The organism is Portibacter lacus, from assembly GCF_021533215.1.
GTDB lineage: Bacteria > Bacteroidota > Bacteroidia > Chitinophagales > Saprospiraceae > Portibacter > Portibacter lacus.
In genome coordinates this window covers 1-16347 of sequence record NZ_JAJNKA010000009.1, presented here as the reverse complement: position 1 = coordinate 16347, position 16347 = coordinate 1, and the positions used below count along the sequence as shown (strand labels likewise).

The 16347-nt window shown below is 39.4% G+C and carries 3 protein-coding genes and 1 pseudogene; 1 reads left to right on the top strand and 3 read right to left on the bottom strand.

The window, feature by feature from the left end; genetic code table 11:
* Positions 1–19: 19 nt before the first annotated feature.
* On the top strand, positions 20–1531 hold the full coding sequence (locus tag L2586_RS15470; RefSeq protein WP_235293832.1) for an aminotransferase class V-fold PLP-dependent enzyme: 1512 nt from the start codon (positions 20–22) through the stop codon (positions 1529–1531).
* A 141-nt stretch (positions 1532–1672) separates the two neighbouring features.
* Here the strand turns inward: L2586_RS15470 and L2586_RS24850 are convergent.
* From L2586_RS24850 to L2586_RS15460, 3 genes and pseudogenes are all read right to left on the bottom strand, one after another.
* A pseudogene (locus L2586_RS24850) lies at positions 1673–1777 on the bottom strand (IPTL-CTERM sorting domain-containing protein); the annotation flags it as partial.
* Between the two features lie 255 nt (positions 1778–2032).
* Positions 2033–2248 (bottom strand): hypothetical protein, encoded by a 216-nt coding sequence (locus L2586_RS15465; protein ID WP_235293831.1) that lies wholly within the window; start codon positions 2246–2248, stop codon positions 2033–2035.
* A gap of 388 nt (positions 2249–2636) precedes the next feature.
* On the bottom strand, positions 2637–16331 hold the full coding sequence (locus L2586_RS15460; RefSeq protein WP_235293830.1) for a DUF7507 domain-containing protein: 13695 nt from the start codon (positions 16329–16331) through the stop codon (positions 2637–2639).
* Positions 16332–16347 lie beyond the last annotated feature (16 nt).

Here is a 16347-nt window from a genome sequence, read left to right as displayed (position 1 = left end):
TGTAGTCTAAATTTTTACTATGTCATTAGAAGCTCACTTCAAGCCCTTTCGGAATAACATATGTGGAATCGATCAGAAAATCGTTACACCTCAAGGTGAAAAGCCATTGGTCTATGCAGATTGGATAGCGAGTGGCCGTTTCTATAATGAGATAGAAGAAAAGATTGCGAAGCTGATTACACCTATCGTTGCGAATACCCATACAGAGACCAGTTATACTGGAACAGTAATGACGAAAGCTTACAGTGAATCTAAAATCATCATTAAGAAACACGTGAATGCGAGTAGTAAGGATGTCCTACTTTTTGCTGGATCAGGAATGACTGGAGCTATTAATAAGTTGCAGCGTATCATGGGTTTCAAGGTGTATGAACGTACCAGCAATTACCTCAAAAGCAAGAAATTACAATATCACAATGACAGCAAGCCTGTGGTTTTCATTACCCATATGGAACACCATTCGAATCATACTTGTTGGCTTGAAACGATCGTGGATCTAGAAATCATAAAAGCAGATCCTACTGGGTTGGTTGATTTAGAACATTTTGCTCAACTCCTAGAAAAGCACAAAGATAGAAAATGGAAGATTGCATCAGTTACTGCGGGATCTAATGTCACTGGAATCGTACCTCCATTCCATAAGATTGCCGAAATGATTCATGATGTTAGAGGATATTGTTTTGTTGATTTTGCTTGTTCGGCACCTTACGTAAAAATTGACATGCATCCGGAAAATCCTAATCAACGATTAGATGCAGTTTTCTTTTCACCGCACAAATTCTTAGGAGGACCTGGAACACCTGGAATTGTGGTATTCAATTCTGCATTGTATACGAATAGAGTTCCTGATAATCCAGGTGGCGGCACGGTAGTATATACCAGTCCATGGACCAATCACGACTACATCGAAGATATCGAAACGAGAGAAGATGGCGGAACACCACCATTTATCCAAGGTATTCGAGCTGCGATGTGCATTCAACTTAAAGAAAGAATGGATCCAGAGAAAATTCAAGCTAGAGAGCATGAATTATTGGCCAAGGTGTACCAAACATTTGATGAAATAGAACAAATTTCCATCCTAGCAGATGCGCACAGAGAAAGATTGGGCGTGGTTTCTTTTCTGCACAAGGAAATTCACTACAATTTATTTGTCAAGCTACTTAATGACTACTTCGGTGTTCAAGTAAGAGGTGGATGTGCATGTGCTGGAACTTATGGACACTACTTATTAGAGATAGACCAAGAAATCTCGCTTTCCTTAAGAGATAAGATACTTCGCGGAGAAAACATAGACAAGCCAGGTTGGATACGGCTCTCTATTCACCCTACCCTTTCAGATGATGAAATAGACTACATACTCGAAGCGATAAAGGCAGTTTCTAAAAACGGGAAAAAGTGGGCTAAGGATTACACTTACCAGCCTGTTAAAAATGAGTTTCTATATATCGGAGATAACGAATGTGGCCATGAAGCAGAAGTGGTAAATGAGTTATTTTATGAGCATATAAGTATTCCTAAACAGCTATAATAGTTATAGCTTTATTTTAAAATTCTGCATATAACTTGAAAACCGAATAAATATTCATTTTAGCTTAAATTCAATCTGATTGTAGCTTATTAATATAAATCGACAGTGATTTCTAAATAATTCTAATAGATTTTAAGTTACTTACTCTTTTATGATATATAGTTGCCTTCTTTTTAGAATATTAATTCCAACTATAAATATTAAAAGAGAAAGAATCATCATGCCCCATTGGCCCATTGTTGGAACAACAGCAGTTGATTAACAACTGTTAACGTTCATATCGATATTCATTAATCGAAATCAAAGATCATGCACTGAAGTTATATCTGTAGTTTTGCATGACGGATTATAAATATATGATGTTGCGCTATCAGTGTTAGCATTAGACCCAATGGAAAAGGATGTTCCATTGGTAACATCTGCTGCAAAAACTTCAACAACTAAAACTGATCCTGCGGGTATAGTCACTAAGGATGATAATGGAATATTTATAACAGTATGTTACTGGTTAGAAATAGCTACAGTTTCATTATGGATAGGTGTAAGATTAGCAAGAGATAAATTTCCAGAAACAGTATATAGATTCAAATTAATATCTTGAGCCCCATTGATACCTGTACTTATTTCCAATCCTATATCAATAGAACTAATATCAAAGTCATTAACAATTCCAAAATTCACAAGATCAAAAACTCTGAAATAGGTATCACCTTCCAACGGACATGCATTTTTTTATTATATCTAGTTTTCTATCAATTAGTCTAAAACTAAAAAAACATTCTTTTGAGAATTCAGTAATAAATATTTATTAGAAATTAAAAAACATAATAATGGATAAGCTATATCCTATATAAGTATGGTTATTTTATCCTGACAATCATAATATTATTGAATATAGAGGCTTCTAAAACAAAAGATATTTTCCTATAAACCTTGCAAAATATATTAACCTAATCTTCCCTAATTATCCGCTCTAACCTTATAAACCAATTAACCCTTAGTCTCATTACGTTTCCCCTCTTATCCGTCATCTACCCATATATATCATCCGAGAATAAAAATGGCCAACATTTCTGCTGGCCACTTTTTATTCAACTAAATATATCTAATCAACGACAATCATCTTTTTCATCATATTATTTTCTCCTGACACCAGTCTGTAATACAAGACTCCCACTCCATTCAATTCTTTCCTATCAAGGATAATACTATGTTCACCAGCTAAAAGATCCTCATTATATTCATACAATAATTCACCTATCGCATTATAAATCGTAAGACTAGTGCGATTATTCTCAGGAATTGTAAATCCAATTTCAGTTTTCTTATTGAAAGGATTAGGCGAATTCTGGAAAAGATCAAAAACAAATTCTGCTTTCTCTGATCGATCGTTCAACGCAACTTGTCTAACTTGTTTTAAATTGCTAGTATAAGCCTCCGCTTTAGTGATATCTGAGGTAATCTTAATCATTTCAGCAGATTCTCCATCTACTTTGGATTTAAAGACTAATGTAAATAGTTGTGCTTTAGGATCCATTGATATCGGATGAGCAGAATGCCAACTTGTACTTATCAGACCTTTATCCACATTTCGCAGACCGAAATTCGATTCATTAAGATCTAGATCCTCCGATCTAATCTCCATAAATTGAAGCTGATGAGGTTCGAAAGCAAAAGTAAATTGGTATCCTTGAATATCAATAAAGTCATCTGCAAAAAATGTTATCTCAAATCTTTCACCTTTAGAAACTTTACTGTTCTCTATCGCAAAATTTAAAGCTTCATTCGTTCGAACTTCTGCTGAGTTTGAACCTGAACTTAATTGAGCTGAGCCATTTACATCTCCTATTTTAATCCCCATGAAATCATTATCCATTGCATCTTCCTGTAAGTTATTTATAGTAAGAACTTCAGTATAGTCACATGGTTTTTCTGGATCATTGAACTCAAAAAATTTGTCTACAAACCGCCACGACTCATTATTTGGCAAATCATCATCTACGTACAACCCTAATATTAATTTACGTAAATTAAGAAGGTCAATTGCCGAAACTTTACAATCACTGTTTACATCCGCAGCAATCATTTTATAAGGTCCTTCTAACGATTGCATACCTAGAATATGTCTCTGTATTAAAACTAAATCAATTGTACTCACCCCATTTCTGTAGTCGTAATCTTTACTTGGTTTAATTTCATAATCATAGTTATGAGGATTACTGTTGAAAGCATAATCTCCACTAGTAGTTGTAACAATACTATTAGGATACTCAGGAGAGAAAGTATTAATTTCCACCGTAACGCCAGTTATAGAATCTCCTGTTTCAGTGGTTATTGCACCCGATATGCTGGCTGCTCCACCTTTATCTTCACAGACATCAAAATTATCGTTGATTCTAAGAGTTGCGGTACAATAATCATAATTTCCTTCGTCATCTGTAACATACATTCTAACATCAATAACCGACTGAACTCCATTAGCAATATAATCGCAATCAAAAGTCCAATTTGGCTTCGCTGCTAAATATACAGCACTATCACCTCCATCTATTAACTCAACATCCTGAATAGGGATCATTGTTAGAGTAAGCATTGTATCACAATCATCAAAACTTCCAGCATCAAAATCACTTGCCCATATTTCAACTGTTCCGTTCTCAGCCATAATAGCTGTAGCTATTCCGTCGTAACAATATGGCGTGGGTGCTTTCATATCTTCTTGCCCAATACGTAGCGTACATCTTTCGGTAGCGATATTTCCACATCCATCACTCACTATCCATAAAATCTCGTGAACTCCTATAGGAAAATATCCAGCAGATATCCCCGCATTGGCTGCAGTAATATTTCTACCGACACCTTCTCCATCAAAAGTACCATCCGAATAAAGATCTAATCTCCATGTCCATCCTAAAAACTCTTCCTCTGTACAATTATCAACTGCTTGACCAGTGATAGGCCCCGCAAAGTATGCATCGCAAGCTAAGATTAGGTCATCGTTGCATATAATTGTTGGCTCTTCACTATCAAAAATATCATATTCTATGTATAATTCGAAGTAACCATTTTCTGAAACAAACGGATTAATTTCGTAAGTTTCACCGTTATGCCATAAGAAGTTTTCTTGGAATACGCACTGATCGATTACCTCCCAATGAGCAAGTATTTTCTTACAGCCTCCACCAGCAAAGTCGAAAGTATCTAATGTTAGATTAATTCCTGCTTCTGTACAAAGATTATCTATATCAATTATAGGTTCAGTAAAAGCACCACCCTCACAATTATTCACAGTTATAGTATTCACAAATGGTGCAAGATCATCCTGAGGATCACACCAGTTATAGTTTGCTATAGCTTCTCTCGATCCAGCAGGGAATGTAATTTTATTACATGTTAATGTATTCGCCTCTAGAAGTCTAACATCTATTTCTTGCGTACAAGAATTTGTTAGTCCATTAATCGTATTCGTAACAATGATATTTCTATTAATCATCCCGTCACCGCAAAATTCATTGCCCGATAATGTCTGCGTGATTTCATAGTTACACGTAGCACCTGCCTGAGGCTCCCCAAACAAAGCATTTACTCTGAGTACATCCTCTTCAGAAAGTGGTCCACTATTAACTAAATCTCCCAATGCATTAAAATCAATGCAATCTATTGTCAAATCATCAGGACAAATTACCAACGGTGGTAATTTATCTTGAACTTCTACCGTAACCATTGCAGTATTACAATAATCATCTGTACTTCCAAATTCGCCGTCCATATTTGCATCATCACACACTCTAAAGATTACTCTCAGAGAATCATTCCCGACATCATTACAACAGAAATGTACAAAATCATACCATTGGAACTCCCCATCAAATTGGGCTGTACCTGTTTCAGAGCCGGTACAGATAGTATCTATATCCATTCTTCTTACAGTGAATTCCACTGGACCACAACCATCGAACGATCCATCATCGAAAGTTTCTGCATAAATTTTAGCTCTTCCGTCTATTGCATCTTGACTTAGACTCACCACCGTATGCTCATCAGCAACGACAACTGGAGCTACCTGATCTAACACCGTAATAGTAAAGGATTCTATCCCAAAATTACCACAAGCATCTTTGATCTTAGCATTCACTAAAGTTGTACCTTTTGCTATATTTGTCAATGTATTACCTACTAAGAAACCATCAGAGTAAGTCCATTTTGTTTCAGTTTCACTGCAATTATCTCCATCTAATAAACTTGGAAGTTCGTATGATCCGCTACATCCCCACAGATCAGTCGAAATGGTAACATCTTGAGCGTCAAGTAATGTAGGTGCCGTGACATCCTCCACTTTTATAGATTGGATGTGTTCCACAGGATTTATTCCTGGGACTAATGGTTGACACTCATCTCTAACTACCCAGTGTCTTAATATTTCAAACGCTCCTGGACAATTCGCATCCAATAATCTCTCATCCCAATATCCGATATTCACATCACAGAAATGATTACCAAACAGTGACATCCCATCTATACTAGGTTCTCCAGTGTATAATGGATCTAAGGTATCAACATTCATTGCGTATGCATCACACGAAATTACATCCTCAAAATTCAAATCAGCAGGGAAATCTACTACATTGATATCAAACTGTAATACGGTAATGATCTGTACACATTCTGAAATCCTTCCTTGTCCATCTATCGCCTTCCATGTTCTTGTAATCTCCGCTCTAGGTGTACCACAAGTTCCATTATCAACTTGATCATCCTGATAAATGATGCTAATTTGATCTTCACAAGTTTCAAGAGTTGGCTCACCCAAAATGATTAGGTCATCTAAATCTTGGTTACATGCTACAGTTATGTCTGGAGGACAAGCTAAAGAAGGTCCTATTTTATCTTCGATCGTCACTAATCCCCAACAACTGTTTCCTCCCGATGGGTGTGAAATGGTAACATAATAAGTGTTGCCCACATCATCTAGTCCAACAAATGGACTTCCAGGAATAGGTGAGCCACCTGGTGAATTACTTACAATTACATCTAAAAACTCATAGCATTCGAATGGGTCTCCAGGTAGCATTATGTCAGCAGTTATTTCTGCTGTACAATCAACACCTAACGAAACATTTACTTGGTTGTTACAGATTAATTGACCTACATCTGGTAAAATACCATTTACTGTTACTGTAAACATTTCACATACTTGATTACCCGAGAAACTAGTCGCACAAACCTCAACATCATGGATGCCAGGAGGTAATCCAGCAATCGCATTAGGATCATATGTTATGGTAATATCACAAGCTCCTGAAGCAGTCGGAATAGAAGGCCAATCTGCTTGGGTTGCCTCACATTGTCCATCCGGCAAGTTGACCGTGAAATCCCCAGGAACATCCATTAATATAGGATCGTCTAAAGGAATAACCGTTACAGTTGTTTCACAGAAGGATTCATTTCCGCAAGGATCCATTGCAACTATTGTTACATCTAGTAATCCAGCGTCATCACAGCTAATGGTTAAACCATCTACTAGATTAACCGTCACATTACCAGGAGCTGCACAGTTATCAGTAATCTCTGGTAAGAAATCATCACCACTTAAAGTAATCGCATCACCATCTTGCACATTGACAGTTAAATCCATACAAACGATTACAGGAGAATTATTATCCTGAACGATAATGGTCTGAACCATCGTGGTTGTATTTCCGCATGGATCTGAAGCCATCACTGTTCTAGTTATGGAATAGTCATAAAATCCACAAACACTTGGATCCATTATTTGCGTTGAAACGTCAGTCATCGTTATGGTGATATTCGCTTCTTCTGCACAATTATCAGAAAGATCTGTTAACGTTGGTATCATATCCACTTCATCACAAGAAATTGTAATTGAAGCAGGAAGTGTAAAAGTAGGTGCTACGGTATCTTGCACATATAATGTATTCGTAAAATCAGCAGCATTTCCTGCACCGTCTGTAACTGTCCATGTTCTAATAATTTCATAGTCATAAAAGTCACAAGCAGCTGGATCCCCACCCTGTGTTGTTGTTTCTGCAAAATCCACTGTTAAAGGATCAGGACAGTTGTCTGAGAAATTAGCTGCTGTCAACGGTGTTGCCGGCATAATCTCATCACAATTCACTTCATCATCTGCTGGGAAACCACCAGCAATATCTGGTAATTGCATATCCATCACCTCTAAAGTAAAGTTACATATGGCAGTATTTCCATCTGCATCCAAAGCTGTATATTCTATATTGTACATACCCACATCTAGGAATGAACCTGATATCGGTCCAGCTGTCTGTGTAACTGTTACATTACAGTTATCTACTGCAACTGGAGCAGAGAATATAACATTTGCCCCACATTTATCCACATCATTCGCAACCGTAATATTGACTGGACAATTTTGGAAAACTGGAGGTTGTATATCGTCTAATTCAGCAATCCTCATACATGTTATCTCATTTCCTTGACCATCCGCAATAGTAATTACAACATTCACAAAGTCTCCCGACTGAGATCCGAAAACAGTTCCAGGTAATGGAGATTGTGTAATTGTAAAATCTGCTAATGCATCCGAGCAATTGTCATCTGGTAAGGTTACCGATGATGTGAAATCAGGGACTAAACCATAACAAGCACCTGGTTCCGTGTTAACCGTAAGGTCTACGAGCATAGTACAGTCAAAAGTCGGTGGTGTATCATCCTCCACTTCAATTTCAGCACTACAAATCGCCATATTTCCTGCTTCATCCGTAACGCGTAAAAATATTGTGATCGGAGAATTTTCTAAATCAGCCATGGTCACTGTAAGCGTTGCACCCATACTCATCGTGTCTCTACCAATCTCATAGATTAAATCACCACCCAGAGTACAGTTGTCATAAGAAACACCATTAACAGAGGCCGCATCTACAATCGCATCACAATCAGCACCAACTATAGCAGTCACATTTCTACAAACAGCAATTGGTGCTTCTTTATCTAAAACTGTAATATCAAAAGAACAAGTACTAACTGAAGGAGTCATTGCCCCAAATTCAGTCCCCATAATAGTATAGGTCAATGTCGTTGTACCTACTGTAAATATTGTATCTGTCAAGATTCCTGTTCCTGTAGCATTCAATTCACCTGAAAGCTCCCAGGTTATTGTTATCGTGGATGGATCAATACTTGTACATATTATAGTTGTAGGCTCTGGTAAATTAATACTAGCCTGGCACCATCCTAAGTCATTTTGAACTTCTATATCTGCAGGACATACAATACTTAGCGGACAATCTAACTCAATCATTGTTGGATCATCTCCACCATCTACATCTGTTCCGTCATTTGACAAATCATCTACAGTATTTCCTTCAGGATCATCTCCTTCTGCTGTCGCTTGATTCACTAATGGGTTAGGTCCTGTAGTTACATCTGCAACTATAGATACTGTAACTGTAATATTATCACCTGGTGCAAGAATTGCTGTTCTATCTAACATGTTATTGTTAGGATCTCCGATACCCGTATATCCCAAGTTTACTCCACCTGGTGCTGCTCCAGTATTTCCTGTAATCATAAGACTTCCAGGAATCACATTGACGAACGAACCACCTAATTGCGTTGCAAAATCATCTTTCAACGCAACATTCGTAAGAACTGTGTTCCCAGTGTTCTCTACTATGAAGGTATAAGGTATCGTATATCTACCAGGTTGATCAGCAATAGCTACTGGCATTCCAGCTGCTTTTGCTATACCAATTGCAGGCAGATTAACTGGTGTTGGATCATTATTATCACCTGGACCGTCTCCTTCTGGATCATTAGATGGTCCATCTTGAGAATCATCACTTACTGGTATACCTGTTGGATCATCTGCACTAGCAACTGCTGTATTCAATAAGGGTTGATTAGCTTCACTTGCATCAATTTCAACTGTGAACTGAATGGTCACAAATTGTCCTGCATCAAGTCTTCCATCTGTTCCTATGAAAAGATTCGTCATGTCATCACCGTTGAATCCAGCATTTAAGCTTGGCGTTTGATCAGCGTCTGTATCTATCAATGATGGTGGCAATACAATACTATAAACAGTACCCAATGCTCCCCATTGTGTTGCAAGATCATCTTCTAACATAAGGGTATCCAACATTACAAAATCTGTATTTTCTACGGTAATTTCAAAAACTACGTCAAAGTTTCCTTCCACACCGCTAGCAGCTTCTGCTATCGAAATTACTTGTTTATTTACTCCTATTTCAGCATCTGAAGGTGTTAAAGTTACTGGTGTAGGATCACTATTATCCCCAGGTCCATCATTTTCAGGATCTGGATCACGTCCGTCCTGAGAATCATCCGATACAGGGTTTCCGAATGGATCTACAGCTGTACCTACTGCTGTGTTCAAGAATGGTCCCACTTCATTAGTTGGCCCTAAATTTAGAATAATTTCGAATGTTGCCATTTCACCTACAAGTAATCCAAGATCACCAGTAAATGCTAGACTATCTGTCACACCGTTATAGTTAGGATTCGGCGATAACGGTCCATTTATATTCTGAACGGAGGCGTTATTAATCGTAATGCCTGGGAAAGTTAATTCCAAATCATCTACCACATTCACACTATCCAGATTAAATAATCCAGTATTCTCTACTTTTAATAGGTAGGTCAATGTATATGTTCCATCCACTTGCAATTCAGGATCTATAAGTACATCTTTAGCAACACCAATCTCACCCATACCTATTGGTACTTCCACATCTTCAGAATCTTCATCAATTACTGGGTTTCCTTGAGGATCATCTCCACTTGCTTGCGCCAAGTTGGTGACCATCGTCTCTGCAGCTGCAGGTCCAACATTGATTACTATTTCAAAACTTTCTGTCTGTCCAGGATTCATCGAATCATCCCCTGTCAATGTGTTCACATCTGTATCTCCATCGAACGCTGAATTTTCACTAATTCCAGCCGTAAAATTCTCAAGTTCTACCGAATTAATATCAATCACTCCAAAGTAAATAGAAAGACTGTCCTGAACCTGAATACTATCTAAAATCGTATTTCCAATATTTTCAATTTCTATTGCATATCTGATATCCACAGTTCCATCCGCATTGATTGATGGAGCACCTACCAATGTTTTCGTCACCATAATTTCTGGTGCTACCATAATAGTGGTAGTTGCAGTATCCGGTGCAGAAGTAACCGTAGGCCCTGTCGGCGGCAAACCTGTACTTGTGGCAATATTCTCCACTCCATCGATTATTCCTGCTGCATTATTAATATCCGTAGCACTTAAAATATAGTATGCTGTACACGTAGCAAACTCTGTAGGTGCTAGAGTTGCTAAATCACAAACCAGATCTTGAAGTGCATTGGTACCAAGAGCTCCGTCGAAAGTAGGTCCTACGTCCTGAACACTGATGTTATCCAAAGTAACAGAACCTGTATTGGTCACTACATATGAATAGAAAATAGTGTCACCTGCATCTACTTCACCAGGTAATACACCTGCTAAAATAGAAGGTATGCTTGCTGTTTTCTCAAGATCAAGAGCTGGATTACTCGAAAATTGAGTGATACCATCATCTGGAGGTGACATGACAGTCATTCCCATTGGATCCATACCTGTAGCAATTGCGGTATTCACAACTCCTCCTGGTATATTAGCTGCATTGTCTATATCTACTTGTGTCAATGTATAAGTTGCAGTAAATGTTGTAAAAGCTCCTGGAGATAAGATAGCTCCTATTGCAGGTGAATATGGACTTAATGAACCTCCAGCTGGCTGACCATTAAAAGTTGGTCCGACGTCTACAGGTGTCACTGCTATTAATTCAACGTTTCCTGTATTTGTAATGACGTATGTATAAGTTATTACATCACCTACATCGACTGCTAATGGATCTGTACCATTCGCTACTGTTGGACTACTTGCAGATTTAACTATGTTCAGCATCGGACCGTTAGGTACAGAAGTGAACGCTGAATCCGGTGGCGTGGTGATCAAGGTATCTATTGGTGTAGTTCCTGTTGCTGTCGCTCCGTTCCTAATTCCATCCGCTACTCCTGCTGCATTGTTCACATCAGTTTGTGTCATGATGTACCTTGATGTACACGTCACACTTTCTCCTGGGGCTAGATCTATTGTCCCTCCACAATCTACCACTAATGGTGAATTGTCTCCTAGTGTCCCATTAAATAATGGGCCTAAATCTGTCACAATTACATCCGTCAATGTTACATTTCCTTCATTCGTTACTTCGAAGGTATAGTCTACATAGTCTCCACCATCTGATAATAGTGGGTTAACTCCTTCAGTTATTGAAGCAGCACTCGCTGTTTTATTAATTGTTAATATAGGCATATTAGGTACCGTCGTCATCGCTGTATCCGGTTCTGACGTTATCGGCGGACCTGCCGGTGGTGTTCCATTCGCTACTGCGATGTTCACCACACTATCCATCATTCCTTGTGAATTGTCTATATCTAATTGACTTAGTGTATAGGTTGCTGTACAACTCGTACTTTCTCCTGGTGCTAATTCATCTGTATTACATATTATTGCACTTAAGACATTCGTTCCTGGAACACTCATAAATGATGGACCTGCATCACTTACATTCACGGATGTTAAGTTAGTCGAACCAACATTCGTAATTAAGTAGGTATAGGTTATGATATCTCCTGCATCTACCACTGTTGCGTTTGCCCCCGAACTGGTTGTCGGCAATCCCGCTGTTTTCACAATCGATATACTATCGAATGGAACCACTGAGATATCTAATGTATCTGGTGGTGATACTACTGGAGGACCTACTGGTGGTTCGCCTGAGGCTGTAGCTATATTCGTCGCTGATGAATCTCCTGATATCGCATTATCAAAATCCAACTGACTTACGCTATAAGTCGCTGTACAGATCACCATTTCTGTCGGTGCCAATGTGGTCAGTGGGCAGCTTAAGCCTTGTAAACTATTAGTACCCGCAGCACCACCAAAGCTTGGACCTGCATCTGTGATCGATACATTGTCCACCGTCACATTTCCTGTGTTCGTCACCTCGAAGCTGTAAGTAATTACATCACCAGCCATTGTTATCTCTGCTAAATCAGCACTCTTCACTACAGTTAATGCTGGTGTTCCACTGAATTGGGTCACTCCATCATCTGGTGGTGAAGTTACTGTCATTCCCATCGGATCCATACCTTGGGCTACTGCGGTATTCACAACTCCTCCAGGTATATCTGCTGCATTATCTATATCTGACTGCGTCAATACATATCCTGCCGTAAAGGTTGCACTTGCTCCTGGAGCTAGTAATGCTACACTCGCTGGAACAAATGGATTCAAGGTTCCACCTGCTGGTTGAGTATTAAATGTAGGACCAGCATCTACTGGTACTACATTTGTTAAATCTACATTTCCTGTATTCGTCACCACATAGGTGTATAGGATTGTATCTCCTACATCTACTAGTGTTGGATCTGCTCCCTCTGTGATTGATACTGGTGAGGCTGTCTTAACTAAGCTCAACATAGGACCACTTGGTACTGAAGTAAACGCTGAATCCGGAGGTGTAGTGATCAAGGTATCTATTGGTGTAGTTCCTGTTGCTGTCGCTCCGTTCCTAATTCCATCCGCTACTCCTGCTGCATTATTCACATCAGTTTGTGTCATGATGTACCTTGATGTACACGTCACACTTTCTCCTGGGGCTAGATCTATTGTTCCTCCACAATCTACCACTAGTGGTGAATTATCTCCTAGTGTCCCATTAAATAATGGTCCTAAATCTGTTACAATTACATCCGTCAATGTTACATTTCCTTCATTCGTTACTTCGAAGGTATAGTCTACATAGTCTCCGCCATCTGATAACAATGGATCTACTCCTTCTGTCACTGAGGCAGCACTCGCTGTTTTATTAATAGTTAATAATGGCATATTCGGTACCGTTGTCATGGCCGTATCTGGTTCTGACATTATCGGCGGACCTGCCGGTGGTGTGCCATTCGCTACTGCGATGTTCACCACACTATCCATCATTCCTTGTGAATTATCTATATCTAATTGACTTAGTGTATAGGTTGCTGTACAACTCGTACTTTCTCCTGGTGCTAATTCATCTGTATTACATGTTATTGCACTTAAGACATTCGTTCCTGGAACACTCATAAATGTCGGTCCAGCATCGCTTACTGAAACATTTGTCAAGTTCGTTGTTCCTTCGTTTGTTATAGAATAGGTGTAGGTAATCATGTCTCCTGCATCCACTACTGTTGAGTTAGCTCCTGAGCTAATCGTCGGCAATCCCGCTGTTTTCACAATCGATATACTATCGAACGGCGTCACTGGAATATCCAATGTATCAGGTATCGACATCACTGGAGGTCCTACTGGTGGCGTGCCATTCGCTATCGCTATGTTCATCGCTGATGAATCACCCACGATCGCATTATCAAAGTCTGCTTGACTAACGGTATAAGTTGCCGTACAAGTCGTGCTTTCTGTTGGTGCCAATGTGGTCAATGGACAGCTTAAGCCTATTAATGCATTGGTTCCTAGGACTCCGCCGAAACTTGGACCTGCATCTGTAATCGATACATTATCTAAAGTCGTCGCACCTAAATTGGTAACCAAGAAGCTATATGTAATCACATCTCCAGCCATCGTGATCTCTGTAAGATCTGCTGACTTAACAATGCTTAAACTATCCGTTGTAGTAAACTGAGTTACCGCATCATCCGGTGGCGACACTACTGTCATTCCCATTGGATCCATACCTTCTGCTGTTGCCATATTTACAACACCATTTGGAATATTTGCTCCATTATCTATATCTGACTGCGTTAATACATATCCTGCTGTAAATGTTGAACTCCCTCCCGGAGCAATTAAAGCTACATTTGTTGGTACAAAGGCATTCAAACTTCCGCCTGCTAATTCTCCTCCAAATGTTGGGCCTGCATCTACTGGTACTACATTTGTCAAATCTACATTTCCTGTATTCGTCACCACATAGGTGTATAAGATCGTGTCTCCTACATCTACTAATGTCGGATCTGGTCCCTCTGTAACGGTAGGTGAAACCACACTCTTCTCTATCGTCAACATCGGTCCGCTTGGTATGCTTGTAAAAGCCGAGTCCAAATCTGTTACAGTATCACCATCTGGCTTTTCAGCAATTACTGTCGCATCGTTTCTTACTGCATTTAAAATACCTGCTGCATTATTCACATCTGTTTGCGACATTACATATGTGGCAGTACATGTAGTACTCTCTCCCGGTGCAAGACTGTCGATTGCACATGTGATTATCAATGGTATATTATCCCCTGCCACTCCATTAAAGGTTGGTCCCAGATCAGATAAAACAATGTTTGTCAAGGTTACCACTCCATCGTTTGTGACTTCAAAAGAGTACTCAATGAGATCTCCGCCGTCGGATAACAATGGATCTGCTCCTTCTGTTACGGTAGGTATTTCTACTGATTTGATCAATGTAATTAAAGCACTATCTATAACCGTAGTCATTGCCGTATCTGGTTCCGATATAGTCGGAGGACCTGCTGGTGGTGTTCCTGTAACAAAGGCAATATTTACTACGCTATCCGTTTCTCCTTGAGCATTGTCTATATCTTCTTGACTTAGTGTATAGGTTGCTATACATGTTGTACTTTCTCCTGGTGCTAATTCACTTGCATTACAAAGTATATTACTTAGGCTATTAGTTCCAGGCACACTCATAAAGCTTGGACCAGCATCTGTAATAGTTATATTCGTCAAGTTCACTGTTCCCTCATTCGTTACTACGTAAGTATATTCAATTTCGTCTCCTGCATCCGTAAGCGTTGCATTGTTACCAGCGCTAACACTTGGCATTCCTGCTGTCTTTACAATCGATATGCTATCGAACGGTGTCACTGGGATATCCAATGTATCAGGGATCGAAATCACTGGAGGTCCTACTGGTGGCGTGCCATTCGCTATTGCTATGTTCATCGCTGATGAATCTCCTGATATCGCATTATCAAAATCCAACTGACTTACGCTATAAGTCGCTGTACAGATCACCATTTCTGTCGGTGCCAATGTGGTCAATGGGCAGCTTAAGCCTTGTAAACTATTAGTACCCGCAGCACCACCAAAGCTTGGACCTGCATCTGTGATCGATACATTGTCCACCGTCACATTTCCTGTGTTCGTCACCTCGAAGCTGTAAGTAATTACATCACCAGCCATTGTTATCTCTGCTAAATCAGCACTCTTCACTACAGTTAATGCTGGTGTTCCACTGAATTGGGTAACTCCATCATCTGGTGGTGAAGTTACTGTCATTCCCATCGGATCCATACCTTGGGCTACTGCGGTATTCACAACTCCACCAGGTATATCTGCTGCATTATCTATATCTGACTGCGTCAATACATATCCTGCCGTAAAGGTTGCACTTGCTCCTGGAGCTAGTAATGCTACACTCGCTGGTACAAATGGATTCAAGGTTCCACCTGCTGGTTGAGTATTAAATGTAGGACCAGCATCTACTGGTACTACATTTGTTAAATCTACATTTCCTGTATTCGTCACCACATAGGTGTATAGGATTGTATCTCCTACATCTACTAGTGTTGGATCTGCTCCCTCTGTGATTGATACTGGTGAGGCTGTCTTAACTAAGCTCAACATAGGACCACTTGGTAATGAAGTAAACGCTGAATCCGGAGGTGTAGTGATCAAGGTATCTATTGGTGTAGTTCCTGTTGCTGTCGCTCCGTTCCTAATTCCATCCGCTACTCCTGCTGCATTATTCACATCAGTTTGTGTCATG